Raw genomic sequence first — 16,280 nt, 5'->3', positions numbered from 1 at the left:
GGTCACCGAGAACTCCTACCCAGAGCGGTGACACCCACAGATGAGCTCCCCCGCAACCGACCATCCGGACCTGCTGAACGGCTTCGTGCCATTTACTCCCGAGCGCGCACGGCTGTACCGCGACGCCGGATACTGGACCGGCCGGCCGCTCGACTCCGTCCTCACCCGGGCCGCCGCCCAGTGGCCCGAACACACCGCGATCATCGAAGCGGCGCAGAACTATTCATTCGCCGAGCTCGACCGGGCAGCGGATCGGGTCGCCGCCGGGGTGGCGGCACTCGGCATCGCCGACGGCGACCGCGTGCTGGTGCAACTGCCCAATTCGTGCCGGTTCGCCGTCACCCTGTTCGGGCTGCTGCGCGCAGGCGCGGTGCCCGTGCTGTGTCTGCCCGGCCACCGGGCCGCCGAACTCGGACATTTCGCCCGGGTCAGCGGCGCCGTCGCGCTGATCATCGCCGATCGGATCGCCGGCTTCGACCACGTCGAGATGGCGCGTGGGCTCGTCGCCGGCCATCCGAACCTCCGCCACGTCGTCGTCGACGGCGACTGCGGACCCTTCCTCCCGTGGTCGACGCTGACCGACGCCGGGGCGGCGATCGCGCCTCGCCCACCGATCGATCCGTCGCGTCCCGCGGTCCTGCTGGTCTCCGGCGGCACCACCGGGCTGCCGAAACTGATCGCCCGCACGCACGACGACTACCTCTACACCGCCACGGCCAGTGCCGCCGCGTACGGGATGACGGCGCAGGACACCTATCTGGTGGCGCTGCCCGCGGGCCACAACTTTCCGCTGGCGTGCCCCGGGCTGCTCGGGTCGATGACGGTCGGCGCCGCGACCGTGTTCACAGCAGATCCCAGTCCGGAGAACGCTTTCGCGCTGATCGGCCGCCATCGCGTCACCGTGACCGGACTGGTCAACGCGCTGGCCAAGATGTGGGCGCAGGCCTGCGCCTGGGAGCCGGTGCTGCCCACCTCGCTGCGCGTCGTGCAGGTGGGCGGATCCCGGATGAGTCCGGACGACGCCCGCTTCCTGCTGGAGCGGTTGTCGCCGGGCATCTCGCAGATCTTCGGAATGGCCGAGGGCATGCTCAATTTCACGCGGCCCGGCGATCCGCTGGACGTGGTGATCCACACCCAGGGACGGCCGATGTCGCCGCACGACGAGATGCGGGTGGTCGACGAGAACGGCGCCGAGGTGGCTCCCGGTGAGGACGGTGAACTCCTGGTCCGCGGGCCCTACACGCTCAACGGCTACTACCGCGCCGAGGACGCCAACGCGCGGTCGTTCTCCCCCGACGGCTTCTACCGCACCGGGGATCGGGTGCGCGTCTTCACCGACGGGCCCCGGGCCGGCTACCTGGAGGTGACGGGCCGGATCAAGGACGTCATCCACCGCGGCGGCGAAACCGTCTCGGCCACCGACCTGGAAGATCACCTGCACACCCATCCGGCGATCCGCGCCGCGGCGGCGGTTCCGCTGCCCGACGCCTTTCTCGGCGAGAAAATCTGCGCCGCCGTGGTATTCGCGGGACAGCCGATCACCGTGAGCGAGCTGAACGCATACCTGGACGGCCGCGGGGTCTCCGTGCACCTGCGGCCCGACGTGCTGGTGGCGCTGCCGTCGTTGCCGATGACAGCGGTCGGCAAGGTCGACAAGCAGCGGGTGGTGAGGTCGGTGACGGGCTGATCACCCGGCGATCAGGCGGACCGGCGCGTGTTCGAGACGACGAATGATGTTGTTCACCGCCCAGATCGGCTCTCCGACCGTCTCGATGCGCTCCACACGGTCGAGCAGCGCTCGGAGCACGGCGGCGGTCTCCAGCCGCGCCAGCCCCTGCCCCGCGCACGCGTGCGCGCCGTTGCCGAATCCGACGTGCCGCCCAGCATCCCGACGAATGTCGAAGAGCCACGGATCTTTCCACTCGTGTTCGTCACGGTTGGCCGAGGCGTACACCGCGAGCACCCGCGCACCGGCCGGGATGCCAGCCCCGGCGACGGTGCAGTTCCGGCCGACCTTCCTGGTGAACGCCCGCAGCGGCGACTCGAAGCGCACCACCTCGTTGATCGCGTTGGGCAGCAACGCCGGGTCCGCCCGGAGCAGCTCCCACTGCTCCGGATGGGCGGCGAAGAGGTGGATCGCACTGGAGATGGCGCTGATCGTGGTGTCCAACGACGGTGCGATGTAGTCGATCAGCAGGGCCGGCACCTCGTCGAGGTCGATGACGCCGTCGTCGGCGGCGGAGAGCAGTTCGTGCGCCATGCTGTCCGGCAGCACGGTGCGCTCCCGGACGACGCGCCGGGCGAAGCGCAGCATCTGCAGGGTGGCGGGCACGGCCGTGAGGGCCTGCCGGTTGGCCGTCCCCAGCATGTCGAACGTCGCCGCGCCCCATCCGAGGAGGTGGTCGCGCTGATCGTGCGGCCATCCGACGAGATCGGGCACCACCGCGAGCGGAAGCGCGGTCGCCACGTCGGTCACCGCGTCGACGGTGCCCCGGCGCACAGCGGTGTCGACGATGCGGTGAGCCTGTTCGTCGACGGCATCGCCGAGGCCGCGCAGGGCCCGCGGCATCAGCCGGTGGGCGACGAGTCTGCGGCGCCGCTCGTGCTCGGCGCCGTCGCTGTTGAGCGTCGTGCCGCGCGCGAGACGATTGGTCAGCGCGTTGGCCGCCACCCCGTCGCCGGACAGGTACGTGTCGTCGTCGCGCAGGGTCGCTTTGCATTCGGCGTAGCGCGGAAGGGCGTAGAGCCGATGCCGGGCCAACCACACGACGGGTCCGAGCGCCCGCATCGCGCGATAGTGGGGATAGGGGTCCAGGATCGCCGACCTGCTGTAGATGTTGGACCGGTAGACCGGGACGTGCCGGGAGCGACGGAATACGTGCACCATTGCTGCCGTCATCGACCGACCTCGGGCGCGCAGCCGGCGTGCGCGGGGAACGACGGCAGCGTGCGGCACAGCGCGGTGATGTCGCGGCCGGCCGCCATCACGGTGCGGTCGGGCCGGACGACAGCGGCGGACACGCGGCGGCTCTCCAGCCAGCGGGCCAGCTCGGAGTCCGGTGCGGCACGGATCGCCCGCGCACCGCGATCCGCCACGACGGTCTGGTGCACCGCAGTCAGCGCCTCCGTGGTGAGCAGGCCGAAACCGGGGCCCAGCTCGTCGTCGAGGCGGCGTCCGTCGTCCAGTAGCGGGTTCGGGCACAGTCGCCCCGCGATGCGACGGGTGCGGAGGCTGCGCCGAATCAACGGCGACGCCGACAGCGGCGGGGTCTCGGAGTCGACCACCTTGGCGCGCAGGCCCGGCACCAGATGCAGACGCGGCAGGACGAATCGCCGTATCGCAGCGCCGAGTTCACCGCCGGCGGTCATCGCGCGTCCGATGTTGAGCGCCAGCGCGATCATGTGCCGGGCATGGGGTCGGCGTTCCTGTTCGTAGCTGTCCAGCGCGCTGGGCGGCACAGCGCCCGAGTGGACGGCGGCGATCTTCCACGTCAGGTTCATCGCGTCCCGCAGCCCCGCGCCCATGCCCTGGCCGACGAACGGGGGTGTCAGGTGCGCCGCATCGCCGAGCAGGAAGATGTTCCCCCGTCGCCAGCGATCGGCGATCTGAGCGCGGAAGGTGTACTCGGCCACCCGGATCAGCTCCAACTCGGCGTCACCGGCGGTCCGCGTCCACGGCGCGATCAACGGCCGCAGCGCGTCCAGCGTCTGAAATTCGGCGGCCGACTCGTGCTGCAGGAGCGCGAATTCCCACCGGTACCGGGTGTGTCCGATCCGCATGTAGGTGGCGGCCCGGTACGGATCGCAGACCTGGTGCACGCCCTCCCACTGGCCCAGATCGGCGTCGGTCGCGATGTCGACCACCAGCCAGCGTTGCTCGAAGTTCAGGTTCCGCATGGTCGCGCCCAGGGCGCCGCGCACCATGCTGTTGGCGCCGTCGCAGCCCAGGACGTAGTCGGCGGTGAGGGTGAATTCGCGACCGCTCACCCGATCGGCCGCGCGGAGCCGGAGTCCGCCGCCGGATTCCTCGCTGACGTCGAGTACCTCGGTGTCGCCGCGGAACTCGGCGTGCCGGTGGCGGGTCAGGTTGCGACGCAGCAGCTCTTCCAGCTCGGGCTGGTCGAACATGTTCGCGGCGGGAAAACCGTTGCGGGTCAGCGCGGTATCGCGGCGGAACTCACCGAGCACCGTCAGGTGCCGGTCGAGCAGGCGCAGACCGCAGGCCGGGCGGGAGATCGCCGCGAACTCCTCGGCGATCCCGAGCCGGGCCACGATCCGGCAGATCTCGTCGTCGAGGTGCACGGCCCGGGGCTGCGGGTAGACCTGCGGCCAGCGATCCAGCACCACGGTGTCGACTCCGTACTGCGCGAGCAGGGTAGCGGCGGTGACGCCGGTGGGTCCACCGCCGACGACGGCGACCGTGACGTGCCGGACGGCCGGATCCGCCTCGCTCATCGCGCGTAGCGCACCGTGAGACGTTGGGTGCCGAGGTCGAGGGCACCGTCGTCGGTGGCGACGGACGCCTCGACGACGTCACCGTGCTGCAGGTATTTCGGGTTCTTGGCCTGCCGAGCGAAGAACGCCTTCCATTTGACGGCCGGGGGCAGGAGATTGCCGATGATCTCGATCGGCTTGGGCGGCGCGCTGAGCGCGGTGCCGACGGGTGTGCCGGTGAGGATGAGATCACCCGCAGCCAGGTCCTGGAACCGCGTCAGTGCCTGCAGCGCCTGCAGCGGGCGGTAGAGCATGTCGCCGTCGACGAGTGCGTTCTGCCGCTCCTGCCCACCGACACTCAGTCGCAGACGCAGGTCCCCGAAGCGGGCCAGCTCGTCGTCCTCGAGGAGGACCAGTGCCGGCCCCACCGGGGTGAAGGTCGGGTAGGACTTCGCCTCGTAGAACTGCGTCTGCGGGAGCTGGATGTCGCGCGCCGAGACGTCGTTGGTGATCGTCAGCGCCGCAATGTGATCGGCGAGGTTCGTATCGGTGATCGTCGTCCCGACCGGGATGTCGCGCCCGATGACCAGACCGATCTCGACCTCGTAGTCGAGCAGCCGGACATGGGCGGGCCGCACGATCTCACCGTGGGGCCCGGTGATCGAGGCCGACGACTTGCGGAAGAAGGTGAGCGGCACCGTCGTCGGGTCCATGCCCGCGTCCTTGACGTGGGACTCGAAGTTCGTCATCTGGGCGACCACCCGGCACGGCGCGGTCACCGGCGATATCAGCTCCAGTTCGTCGACCGGGACGGAGCCGCCGGCGGCGGCCGCGGCGGCCACCGCCGCCCGATCGGCCAGCAGGTCGCCGGTGCTGACCGCGTTCGTCGCGATCTCGGCCGCGCCGGTCGGGGTCTGCACCCACCAGGCGTCGGAGGTGCGGAGGACGGACATGCTCATGAGGTGGCAACTTTCAGCAGGCCCCGGAGGCGGTGGAGGTCGAACTCGTTGTCGTCGCGCAGCGCGTGGAACATCGACACGGCCTGCCGGCCTGCCGATCTCGGGCCGGCATCGAGGAAGTCCCTCGTCACCGGCGGGCCCCACTGCGCCAGTCCGGTGGCGGTGAACGGCGCCCATCCCGGTTCGAGCGTGTTGTCGAACAGGTCGCCGTCGGCGAAGTGCTCGACGAGGAAGCCGTCGGGGTCGCGCCAGTAGTCGAACAGTTGGCTGCCCTGGATGTGGCGGCCGATTCCCCAGGAGCGGACGTAGCCGCGCTCGAGCAGATACTCACCGCCGGCGGCGAGCGCGTCGAGATCGCTGACCTGATAGGCCGAGTGCACGTACCGGTTGGCCGGACCCAGCGCCAGCGCCAGGGTGTGGTGGTCGGCGGGGGTGGCGCCGCGGTCGCAGCGGATGAAACTCATCGCCGGCCCGCGGTCGCGCTGCCCGGGGAAGTACAGGAAGTCGCTGACGATCATGCCGAGGGTGTCCAGGTACCAGTCGAGCGTCTTCAGGTAGGTGGTCGACTGCAGGACGACGTGGCCGAGCCGTTGGACACGGGCCGGCACGCGCGGCGGGCGCACCGTGGCGTTGATCCGCGCGCCGGCGCGCGCCGTGTTCGCCACCTGCGGCACCTGCACCGGCTGGGCGGGCGGTTGCTGCAGCCCGCCGACGACCTTCACCGGCGTGCCGCTCGGATCGGTCAACTGCACCGCCACTCCCCCGATCACCTCGGGCAGGGCATGCACCGCGGCGCCGGTCTTGTCGGCCAGCCGCAGCACGTCCACCTCGTCGGCGGCACGGAACGCGACGCCGCCGAAGCGGCTGCGGGCGCCACTGCGCAGGATCACGCACGGCCCCCCGGCGTCGGTGCCGCGCAGATGCAGCTGCTGCGGAGTGCGCTGTGCCACGCCGAAGCCGAAGGCGCGGGCGAAGGCCTCGGCCTTGCCCAGGTCGGGCTTGTCGAACTCGAGCCAGGCGATGTCGGCCACGCGGATGAGCGGGTTCGCCGCGCGGCCGGGATGCTCGCCGCGCACGCCACCCTGCTCGCTGTGCAGATCTTTGTGCCCGTCGCGCACGGGCGCGGAGGGGTCCGCCACCTTGCCACCTTTCACCATTACTGATGAAATCGTCACATGCGATGCTGACCTCAGTCAAGAGGTTCTGACGAAAGCCTCAGAATCGACGTGCTCGTGCTCCGCTTCAGCCCAGCAGGGGGCGGCGTCCGCTGGTGAGTTCGGTCAAGGCGTCCTGCATCGCGCGCTCTACCCGGGCCGCGAACTGCTGCGCCGTCTCGTCCTGATCCTGCGTCATCGGCGGGAGCACCCGGGTGACGAGCTTGGTGGGCATCGGAAGATACGGCAGCAGCCCCACAGCACCGACGTTGAAGCCCCACGGCAGCGACACGCTCACCGGCAACGTCTTGAGGCGCGCGATCTTGTCGAGCCGCAGCGCACGGGCGAGCCCCTCCCCGCTCGACAGCACCAGCAGCGACTCCCCCGCCCCGGCGGTCACCACCGGGACGATCGGCACGTTCTGCTCGATCGCCAGATCGGCGAAACCCGAACGGCCGTCGAAGATCACGCGGTTGCGGTCCGCGAAGGTCTTCCCGGCGTCCTTGTCGCCGCCGGGAAACACCAACACGTGGTGCCCGGCGTCGAACGCCTCGACGGCGCTGTCGCGGCCCGCCGGCCGCGCGCCCAACGGCTCGAGCAGCCGCCCCACCCCGAGCGTCCACGCCAGCTGGTGGGTCAACACCGTGACCGGACGGTCCAGCTCCAACGCGTCCAATGCCGCGCGCACGGCGAACACGTTCAGGTCGATGACGCCGCCGAAACCGTGGTTGGCGACGAAGAGGACGGGCTGCTGCGGCGCGGTCGTGTCGGCGTCGATCTCGAGCCGGTGATACCGACGCACGAATTCCCCGCCGGCCGCGGCGATCCCCGACATGGCGCGGGCGATCGCATCGTCGACGATTCCGTCGGCGCCGAGGTTCTGCGCGATGTCCTCGAGCGCGGCCAGCGCCGTCTCGGTGAGTTTCTCGAGCCCTTGTCGTGCGCCACCGTCGGAACCGTCACCCATGCCGTCAGTGTGGCAAACCCCCGGGCGTCAGGACACCTCGGCGCTCCGACGCTGCGGCGGTGCCTGCAGCAGTTCAACGATCCGCGCGGTGACCTCCGCGGCGGTGGGGTGCTCCCACAGCAGCGTCGGGGGCAGCGCCAGGCCGGTTCGCTTCTCCAGCGAGCGGCGCAGCGCCACCGTCATGATCGAGTCGACGCCCGATTCGATCAAGGGCGCTGCCGGATCGACCTCCACGGCGGGCAGTCCGAGTTCGGCGGCCACCGCCTCGACGACCTGCTGCGCGGCCCACAGGGCGACATCCTCGTCTCCCGGCCCGGTCGCGGCGGCGAGGTCGGGGTCACCCGTGCCGCGTGGCGCGACATCGGCGAGCACCGGCACCGCCGTTGCCCGTGCAAGCACCGGCAGCACCACCGGATTGGGATCGTCGCCGCGCATCACCGTATCCAGCGCGCGTAGCGCGTCGTCGGCGGCGACGGTGCCCATTCCCAGCGCGTCGAGCTGGGCCGCCACGAACTGCGACGACGACCCCATGCCGAGTCCCCGCCAGGCCGTCCACGCGACACTGACCGTGCGGTCACCCCGTGCACTGCGGTGCCGCGCCACGGCGTCGAGGAACGCGTTGGCGCACGCGTAAGCCCCCTGACCGGGAAAGCCGGCCAGGTACCCGCACGAGGAGAACAGCACCATCCAGTCCAGCGCCCCGGGCGGGAACAGGTCGTGCAGGGTCAGCGTGCCCGCGACTTTGGGCCGCATCACGGCCTGCAGGTCAGCCGGCGTCGTCTCGGTCAGCAGCGCACCGGCTTCCACACCCGCGGCGTGCACCACCCCGCGCACCGGCGGCAGGTCGGCGAGCACGGCGCGCAACCGTTCACCCGCGCCGTCGGCGCCGATGTCGAGCGCCGCGACGCGGACGAACACGCCCCGCTCCTCCAGCTCCGCGATGACGCGCACGACCTCGCTGCCGGCGGTCCACCGGTCCCGTGGCGGCGCACCGGCCCTCGACAGCAGCACCAGTCGGCGAGCTCCGAGATCGGCCAGCCGCCGGGCCATCACCAGTCCCAAGGCGCCGGTGCCGCCGGTGATCACGTAGACACCGCCGGGTGTACAGCTCATCGGGGTGTGCGTTCCGGGGCGGGCCGGTGCCAACCGCGCGGTGAGGGCGACCCCGTCGCGCACGACGACCACACCGTGACCGTGCAGCGACGCCGGCACCGCCACCGGAAGCTCTCCGTCCGCGAGGTCGAGGACACCGCCCCACAGCTGCGGATGCTCGGCGGCGGCGATCCTGGCCAGCCCCCACAGCGGGGCGTGCTCGAGGTGATCACCCTCGCGCACCCGGTGGGTCAGCACCCAGAGCCGGGCCTGAGAACCGTTGTCGTGCAACGTCGTCAGCGCACGGAGGACGTCTCCGGTGAGGACTTCGGGCGCATCGCCGGCCTGCGGCACCGCCAGCACCACCGATCCACGCTGCAGATCGCGCGGCAGCAGCGCCGGATCCGCGCATCGGCGGTGCGGGATGCCGGCCGCCGTCAGGGCGGGCCCGACGGCCGCGACGGCGTCGTCACCACCGACGAGCACCACCTCGCGCGGGGCAGCATCCTGCGGATACGGGGTCGGGTGCCATGCCATCCGGTGCAGCATCGGTGACACGTCACCGCCGGCGGGTTCCAGTTCGGCGAACCGCATTCCGGTCAGCGTGGCGCGGACCGCCCCCGAGTCGTCGGCGATCGCCACGTCGGTGACGGTCTGGCCGCGGTGCCGCACGTGCAGAAGCGCCACCGCGGGCGGCGCGCCCCGCACGTGCACCGCCTCGATGTGCGCGGGCATCCGCAGACGCATCGGGCCGGGCAGCGCCGTCGACGCCGTCGAGGTCGCGGCGTCGAGTAGACCGGCCCAGCTCGTCGGCGCCGACCCATCGGACTCCGCGGTCACCCGGGCCAGCACTTCCCCTTCCGCGCAATGCATCTCGCGGATGCGCCAGCCGAAGCCCATTCCTGCCACTCCGACCTCGGCCAACGCGTCGACGACGTGACTCGCCGGCCGCGATTGTCGGCACCGGTGCCGGACGTCCGCATCGAGGGTGCCGAGGTCTGCGTCGTCGTCGCCGTCGGCCGCTGTGGCGCCGCAGTGCGTCACCCAGCCCTCGGTCTCGGCGCCCACCGGCCGCGACGACAACCGCAGAGCCCGGTCCTGGCGCACCACCTGGACGTCGCGGGCCCGACCCGGCGGTACCGGTGTACGGAGCCGCACGTCGGTCAATCCGCCTCCCGCAGCGGCCATCAGCGTGTTCACCAGCACCGCGGCGGGGACGATCTCGGTGTCGCGGACCGGATGGTCGCCCGGATACGGCCGGGTGTCCATGCCCAGCCGGGTCTGCCAGACGCGCGCGGGCACGGGGCCGGTCACGTCCATCGCGCCGCCCAGCAGGGTGTGGGCGGCGGGGTCGTGCAGCGCCTGCATGCTCGGGGGCGGCGTCGGGGTGCGCCAGAATCGGCGGTGTCGCCACTGTGTGGCGGGCAGGTCGGTCGCCCACCGGTCGGCGGGTCGCAGCCCGTGCTCGATCGGGACGCCGTGGCAGTACAGCGCGGCCGCGGCAGCGCCGATGGACCGTCGCTCCGGTTGGTCGCGGCGCAACACCGGGACCACGGCATGGTCGCCGACGCGGTTCCCGGACTCGTCGTGCAGCAGGGTCTCCGCGATCGAATGCGCGACGACGGGGTGGGCGGACACCTCGAGGTACACCCGGTAGCCGTCCTGCGCGGCGGCCTGCACCGCCTCGGCGAACCGGACGCGGCCGCGCAGATTGGCCACCCAGTAGTCCCCGTCGCGCGGGGCGCACGATCGGGGGTCGCCGAGTGCCGTGGTGTACAACGGGATTCGCGGTGCTGCGGGTGCCGGCAGGGCCGCCACCGCGCGGGCCAACTCGCCGGTCAGCGCGTCCATCGCGGGGCTGTGGAAGGCCACGTCGGTGTTGACCCGCCGCACGGTGATGCCCTCGGCGGCCCACGCCGCGGCCAGCGCCTCGACGGCCGCGGTCGTCCCCGACACGACGGTCGAGGCCGGGGACGCGCTGATCGCCGCGACCACATCGCTGCGTCCCCGCAACCGGTGCGCCGCGTCGTCGAACGGCAACCCGGCCAGTGCCATCGCACCCCTGCCCGCCACCGTTCGGAAGCCCCGGGCGCGGTAGCACGCGATCGCGGCGCCGTGTGCGAGGCCGAACACTCCCGCCTCGACGCACGCGGCCACCTCGCCGACCGAGTGCCCGATGATCGCCGCCGGCGCGACCCCCCGCGCGCGCAGCACCGCAGCGAGACCCACCTGCATCGCGAAGGTCAGCGCCTGGACGCGGTCGGTGCCGCCCAGCTCCTCGGCCGTCAGCGCGGCGCGTGCGGAAAACCCCATCTCCCTGGTGAAGACGTCATCGATCTCATCGATGGTCGCGGCGAAGCGTGGTTCAGTGGCCAGTAGCTCCCGGCCCATCCCGGCCCAGTGGGAACCGTGTCCGGAGAACACCCACACGGCACCGGCCTCGGCCCCGTCGACCACGGCGCCCGTCACCAGGCGGGGGTGCCGTGCGCCCTGCGCGGCGGCGGACAGAGCCTCCACGACGCCGGTGGGGTCACGCAGTGCGTCGGTGACGACGGCGGCGCGGACCGGCTCGTGGGCGCGCCGGGTCCACAGCGTGGTCGCCAGCTCGTCGGTGCGGACCTCGACGCGGCGGAGGTGCTCGGCCAGCGCCGCGGCCTGCCGGGTCAGCCGGTCGGCCGATCGCGCGGAGAACGGGACGAACGATGTTGTTCGAGAACCTCTCTCAGAGACATTTGCGATCGGTGCCTCGTCGAGCAGGACGTGCGCGAGGGTGCCGCCGTACCCGTAGCTGCAGACCGCGGCGCGGCGCGGCACGGTCCCGCGGGGCCACGGTTCGGCCACCGTCGGCACCCGCAGCCCGCTGGCCGCCCAGTCGACGGCGGGGGTCAGGGTCTCGATGCCCGCGGTGGGCGGCAGTGTCTCGTGGTGCAGCGCCAGCGCCGCCTTGATCAGCCCGATGACGCCGGCGCCGCCTTCGAGGTGGCCGACGTTCGGCTTGACCGATCCGACGGCGCACGGGGCATCTCCGCGGCTCGCGCCGTACACCGCCGACAGCGCGGCGATCTCGACGGGATCGCCTGTCGGAGTGCCGGTTCCGTGCGCCTCGACGTAGCCGACCTCGGCGGGGCGTAGGCCCGCCGCCCGGCACGCGGTCTCGAACAGCCGGCGCTGGGCATCGCCGTTCGGTGACATGATGCCGACGGTGCGGCCGTCCTGTGCCACCGCCCCGCCCCGCACCACCGCGAGGATCCGATCGCCGTCGCGGGTTGCGTCGTCGAGCCGTTTGAGGACCACCACCCCGGCGCCCTCGCCGCGGCCGTAGCCGTCGGCAGCCGCGTCGAACGTCTTGCACCGGCCGTCCGGTGCCGTCGCACCCGCCACGTCGAGCACCCGGGTGAGCCCCGGACCGATCAGTGCGCTGACACCGCCGGCCAGCGCCAGCGAGGTCTCACCGTCGGCGAGCAGCTGACAGGCCTGGTGCACCGCGACCAGCGATGCCGCGCAGGCCGCGTCGAGCGCGACGCTGGGACCGCGCAGGTCCAGCAGGTGCGACACCCGGTTGGCCACCCCGCACAGCGATGTGCCGATCCCGGTCCACGCCTCGATGCCGGCCAGGTCCTCCATCAGCAGCTTGCCGTAGTCGTCGGAGTTGACCCCCATCAGCACCGCGGTGTCGCTGCCGGCCAGGGCGCGCGGCGGAATTCCCGCGTGTTCCAACGCTTCCCAGGACAACTCGACCGCCAGCCGCTGCTGCGGATCCATCAGTTCGGCTTCGCGGGGGGAGACCCCGAAGAACTCGGCGTCGAAACCGGGCAGGTCGTCGAGGAAGGTGCCGAAGCGGGTCGTCTCCCGAAGCACCGCCGCGTGCCGGGGGTCGCGGTGCAGGTAGGGCGCCCAGCGCTCGGCGGGCACCTCCCGGACCGCGCTGCCGCCGGCCAGCAGGAAGGACCAGAAGCCCTCCGGCGTGGTGATGTCGCCCGCGAGCCGGCAGCCGACGCCGACGATCGCGATCGGCGCGCGGGTCACCGCCACCGGCGGACGTGAATGTGGTTAGCCTGCCCTAATACGAAGTCCGGCATGCGGTGCATCCTGGCACAGCAGGCCCGCGCGCAGGGGGCTACCTGTGCTGCGGCGGCGGCTGCGCGCCCGGGTCGCCCGGATCGATCTCGACCGCGTACGAGGTGATCGTCCGGATCTTCTCGTCGGCGAACTCGTAGATGGCGCAGCTGGCCACCGCGGTCACCCCGTCGGGGCGCAGGTAGCGCACCACGGTGTCGACGGCGACCACGTCGGCGCCGACGGCGGTGACGCAGCGGTCGAACTCCCGTCGGGTGCCCTCGAGGCTCTCGAGGGTGTCCCGGCACGTGCGGCGCACCGCGTCGGCGCCCTCGAGAACCATGCCTCCGACGATGGTCCACCTCACGTCCGTGGCGAGGTGGTCCAGCGCGTCGTCGAAGCGGTGCTCGGAGAACGCGAGGCCGACCGCGCCGGGATCGAATGTCATGTGTTGACGGTAGCGCCCGCGCCCGCAGGCACGGTATGAGTGGACACATGAAATTGACAGGTGTCGGGTTGTGGAGTTCGCAGTTGCGCTACGGGAATCCGGGTGAGGCGGCCGATGCCGCCGCGGAACTCGACGAGCTCGGTTTCCCCGCCCTGTGGATTCCCGACGTCGGCGGACCGGTCCTCGACGCGGTCGACAACCTGTTGTCGGCCACCAGCAAGACGGTGATCGCGACGGGCATCCTGAACCTCTGGATGCACGACCCGGCCGAGGTCGCCACCCGCTACGCCACCCTGAGCCAGACCCACGGGGAACGTTTCCTGCTCGGCATCGGCGTCAGCCACGCCCCGCTGATCGACTCGCAGGAGCCGGGCCGCTACCGCAAGCCGCTCGCGGCCACCAAGGCGTTCCTCGACGGTATCGACGCCTCGCCGCAACCGGTGCCGACCGGCAACCGGGTGCTGGCCGCGCTCGGACCGAAGATGCTCGAACTGTCGGTGACCCGTGCCGCCGGAGCGCACCCCTACCTGACCTCGCCCGAGCACACCCATCAGGCGCGTGAGGTGCTCGGCGAGGGTCCGCTGCTGCTGCCCGAGCAGAGCGTGCTGCTCACCGACAGCAGGGAGCAGGCCCGCGAGATCGGCACGGACTGGCTGAAGTCCTATCTGGCGCTGCCGAACTACGCCAACAACATCCTGCGCACGGGCTTCACCGAGGAGGACATCAGCACGGTCAGCGACCGTCTGTTCGACGCGCTGATCGCCTGGGGCGACGAGGAGACCGTGCTGCGCCGCGTCACCGAACACCGCGACGCGGGCGCCGACCACGTGTGCGTGCAGGTCCTCACCGCCGACCCGCGGGAGTTCCCGCGCGAGCAGTGGCGCCGGCTCGCGGCCGCGCTCGGGTAGTCACGCCAGCAGCGTGCGGACCACCGCGTCGGCGAGCAGTCGCCCGCGGTCGGTCAGCACCAGCCGGTCCGCGTTGGCGCGCAGCAGGCCGTCGGCGACCACCTGCGCCGCCGCGTCCCGCTCGGCGCCGGTGAGCAGCGCGGTCGGCAGCCCCGAGCGCAACCGCACCCGCAGCATGACGTCCTCGACGTGCGAGGTGTTCTCGTCGAGGCTCTCGAAATCGGCGACGGGAAGGCGCCGTTCACCAAGCGCGAGGGCATAGGCGTTGGGGTGCTTGACATTCCACCACCGGGTGGCACCGACGAAGCCGTGCGCGCCGGGTCCCGCGCCCCACCACTGACCGCCGGCCCAGTACCCGATGTTGTGCCGGCACTCGGCGCCGGGCCGGCTCCAGTTCGACACCTCGTACCAGTCCAGCCCGGCGTCGGCGAGCCGCCGGTCGAGTAGTTCGTAGCGACGTGCCAGCACGTCGTCGTCGGGGGCGGGCATCTCGCCGCGGCGTACCTTGCGGGCCAGCGCCGTGCCGTCCTCGACGATCAGCGCGTACGCGGACACGTGGTCGACCCCCGCACCGATCGCCGCGTCGGCCGACCGCAGCAGGTCGTCGTCGCTCTCCCCCGGCGTGCCGTAGATCAGGTCGATGTTGACGTGCTCGAAGCCGGCGGCCCTGGCCTCCCGGGCGGCGTCGATCGCCCGGCCGGGCGAGTGCACCCGGTCCAAGGCCACCAGCACGTGAGCGGCCGTGGACTGCATGCCGAGCGAGACCCGGGTGTAGCCAGCGGACCGCAATCCGGCGAAGAACGCCGGCGACGTCGACTCCGGGTTGGATTCCGTCGTCACCTCGGCCCCGGGCGCCAGCGCGAAGTGGTCCCGCACCGCGTCGAGCACCTCGGCCAGGCCCTCGGCGCCGAGCAGCGACGGTGTGCCGCCTCCGACGAAGACGGTCGACACGTCCGGGACGGCGTCGAGGCGGGCGGCGGCCAGCGCGAGTTCGGTGCGCAGCGCCGTCAGCCACCCGGCCGGGGTCGCACCGCCCAGCTCGGCCGGGGTGTAGGTGTTGAAATCGCAGTACCCGCAGCGGGTGGCGCAGAACGGGACGTGGATGTAGAGGCCGAACGGCGCCCCGGGCCTGACCGTGAGGTCGGGCAGCGGCACGGGTGCCGGACGGACGGACGCGGAACCGGACATCCCGCCATTGTCCCAGCAGAATCCGTCGCGGCCGTCAGTCGAGCTCCTGCACCCCGCCGCCGCTGACGGTCAGCACCTGGCCGCTCACCCACGACGAGCAGGGCGCGCACAGGAACAGGCAGGCATAGGCGATGTCCTGGGGGGTGCCCAGCCGCCCGATCGGGGTCCCGGCCAGCATCCCCTGCTCGATCTCCGGCGTGAGCACGCTCGCCAGCGCCTGCGTGCGGATGGCGCCCGGAGCGATCGCGTTGACCCGTATCCCGGACGGCCCCAGGTCGAATGCGATGTTGCGGGTCAGGTGGTTCACCGCGGCCTTCGACGAGGAGTAGGAGGCCATGTCGCGGTTGGTGTTCTCCCCCGCCATCGAGCTGATGGTGACCACCGCGCCGCCGCCCCGGGCACGCATGTGCGGGGCGGCGAGCTGCGTCAGCCGGAACACCGAGAAGACGTTCAGGCGGAACGCCCGCTCGAAGTCGGCCATCGGCATGTCGAACGGCTTCGGACCGCCGCCGCCGGCGTTGTTGACCAGGATGTCGACCCCGCCGTAGGTCGACACGGCCACTGCGATCAGGCCTTCGAGGTCGGTGTCGCAGGTGACGTCGCAACGCGCCCCGGTCGCCCGGCCACCGGCCGCGGTGATGGCGGCGGCAGCAGCGACGGCCCCGTCCCCGTCGAGGTCGCCGAGCACGACCTCGGCACCGGCGTCGGCCAGCAGGGTGGCGATCGCGTTGCCGATACCGGCCGCGGCCCCGGTGACGACGGCGACCCGGCCGTCCACCCGGAACGCGCTCACATCGAAGGTCATGGCGTCAGCGTCACGGACCGAGGCTGCGCCGGGAAAGGGCCGTTGTCCCCTTTTGCTCAACGTGAGCACAAATATGGGCCGGTTGGAGGTGGTGCCCCTATCCGTGGCACAATGGCCCACGTGATCGACGCCGGCATCGTGCCCACCCGCGTATCGCTGGTGATCCGTCGTCACGTCGACTTCAAGCGCGTGTGTAGCTGCTGTTGTTGTCCTTCGTGACCCCGTAGACCCTGCCCACCTGCACTTTCAGCTGGCCGCCGGATCTGCGC

Annotated in this window: 11 protein-coding genes; 2 read left to right on the top strand and 9 right to left on the bottom strand. The window is 71.8% G+C overall.

The annotated features are described in order from the left end of the window. Positions 1–40: 40 nt before the first annotated feature. A complete protein-coding gene (locus MCHLDSM_RS00570; protein WP_048468372.1) occupies positions 41–1,687 on the top strand; it encodes a (2,3-dihydroxybenzoyl)adenylate synthase in 1,647 nt (548 codons plus the stop codon). On the opposite strand, the gene MCHLDSM_RS00565 is transcribed toward MCHLDSM_RS00570, so the two are convergent. The 7 genes from MCHLDSM_RS00565 to MCHLDSM_RS00535 all read right to left on the bottom strand — a co-directional run bounded on the left by MCHLDSM_RS00565 (position 1,688) and on the right by MCHLDSM_RS00535 (position 13,110). Further along, positions 1,688–2,899, bottom strand: a complete 1,212-nt coding sequence (locus tag MCHLDSM_RS00565) for a cytochrome P450 (protein WP_244889770.1) — start codon at positions 2,897–2,899, stop codon at positions 1,688–1,690. Then, positions 2,896–4,455, bottom strand: coding sequence for a bifunctional 3-(3-hydroxy-phenyl)propionate/3-hydroxycinnamic acid hydroxylase MhpA (gene mhpA, locus MCHLDSM_RS00560; RefSeq protein ID WP_048468370.1), 1,560 nt, complete (start codon positions 4,453–4,455; stop codon positions 2,896–2,898). Before mhpA ends, MCHLDSM_RS00565 begins: the two co-directional genes overlap by 4 nt. Further along, entirely contained in the window at positions 4,452–5,393 is a 942-nt protein-coding gene (locus tag MCHLDSM_RS00555) for a fumarylacetoacetate hydrolase family protein (protein ID WP_048468369.1), read from the bottom strand. Before MCHLDSM_RS00555 ends, mhpA begins: the two co-directional genes overlap by 4 nt. Further along, the gene (locus MCHLDSM_RS00550; protein ID WP_234713800.1) at positions 5,390–6,532 is read right to left on the bottom strand and encodes a VOC family protein; all 1,143 of its coding nucleotides are present in this window, start codon (positions 6,530–6,532) and stop codon (positions 5,390–5,392) included. Before MCHLDSM_RS00550 ends, MCHLDSM_RS00555 begins: the two co-directional genes overlap by 4 nt. Positions 6,533–6,635: 103 nt before the next feature. Continuing rightward, entirely contained in the window at positions 6,636–7,514 is an 879-nt protein-coding gene (locus MCHLDSM_RS00545; RefSeq protein ID WP_234713799.1) for a lysophospholipid acyltransferase family protein, read from the bottom strand. Between the two features lie 27 nt (positions 7,515–7,541). Then, a complete protein-coding gene (locus tag MCHLDSM_RS00540) occupies positions 7,542–12,638 on the bottom strand; it encodes a type I polyketide synthase (RefSeq protein WP_048468367.1) in 5,097 nt (1,698 codons plus the stop codon). An 85-nt stretch (positions 12,639–12,723) separates the two neighbouring features. Further along, on the bottom strand, positions 12,724–13,110 hold the full coding sequence (locus MCHLDSM_RS00535; RefSeq protein ID WP_048419259.1) for a nuclear transport factor 2 family protein: 387 nt from the start codon (positions 13,108–13,110) through the stop codon (positions 12,724–12,726). Between the two features lie 47 nt (positions 13,111–13,157). On the opposite strand from MCHLDSM_RS00535, the gene MCHLDSM_RS00530 reads away from it, so the two are divergent. Beyond that, a complete protein-coding gene (locus MCHLDSM_RS00530) occupies positions 13,158–14,018 on the top strand; it encodes an LLM class F420-dependent oxidoreductase (protein ID WP_048468455.1) in 861 nt (286 codons plus the stop codon). Here MCHLDSM_RS00530 and hemW read toward each other — a convergent pair whose 3' ends face one another. Then, positions 14,019–15,206, bottom strand: coding sequence for a radical SAM family heme chaperone HemW (hemW, locus tag MCHLDSM_RS00525; RefSeq protein ID WP_048468366.1), 1,188 nt, complete (start codon positions 15,204–15,206; stop codon positions 14,019–14,021). Between the two features lie 34 nt (positions 15,207–15,240). Continuing rightward, positions 15,241–16,011 (bottom strand): 7-alpha-hydroxysteroid dehydrogenase, encoded by a 771-nt coding sequence (gene hdhA, locus MCHLDSM_RS00520; RefSeq protein ID WP_048468365.1) that lies wholly within the window; start codon positions 16,009–16,011, stop codon positions 15,241–15,243. Positions 16,012–16,280 lie beyond the last annotated feature (269 nt).

Source organism: Mycolicibacterium chlorophenolicum (assembly GCF_001044235.1).
Taxonomy (GTDB): Bacteria; Actinomycetota; Actinomycetes; order Mycobacteriales; family Mycobacteriaceae; genus Mycobacterium; species Mycobacterium chlorophenolicum.
Note: the sequence above shows the minus strand (reverse complement) of the source record. Positions and strands in the feature narration are given on the sequence as shown.

Bases quoted from the DNA above. Each gene is read 5' to 3' on its own strand.
- MCHLDSM_RS00570 (WP_048468372.1), top strand. From the start codon at position 41: ATGAGCTCCCCCGCAACCGACCATCCGGACCTGCTGAACGGCTTCGTG.
- MCHLDSM_RS00565 (WP_244889770.1), bottom strand. From the start codon at position 2,899: ATGACGGCAGCAATGGTGCACGTATTCCGTCGCTCCCGGCACGTCCCG.
- mhpA (WP_048468370.1), bottom strand. From the start codon at position 4,455: ATGAGCGAGGCGGATCCGGCCGTCCGGCACGTCACGGTCGCCGTCGTC.
- MCHLDSM_RS00555 (WP_048468369.1), bottom strand. From the start codon at position 5,393: ATGAGCATGTCCGTCCTCCGCACCTCCGACGCCTGGTGGGTGCAGACC.
- MCHLDSM_RS00545 (WP_234713799.1), bottom strand. From the start codon at position 7,514: ATGGGTGACGGTTCCGACGGTGGCGCACGACAAGGGCTCGAGAAACTC.
- MCHLDSM_RS00535 (WP_048419259.1), bottom strand. From the start codon at position 13,110: ATGACATTCGATCCCGGCGCGGTCGGCCTCGCGTTCTCCGAGCACCGC.
- MCHLDSM_RS00530 (WP_048468455.1), top strand. From the start codon at position 13,158: ATGAAATTGACAGGTGTCGGGTTGTGGAGTTCGCAGTTGCGCTACGGG.
- hemW (WP_048468366.1), bottom strand. From the start codon at position 15,206: ATGTCCGGTTCCGCGTCCGTCCGTCCGGCACCCGTGCCGCTGCCCGAC.
- hdhA (WP_048468365.1), bottom strand. From the start codon at position 16,011: ATGACCTTCGATGTGAGCGCGTTCCGGGTGGACGGCCGGGTCGCCGTC.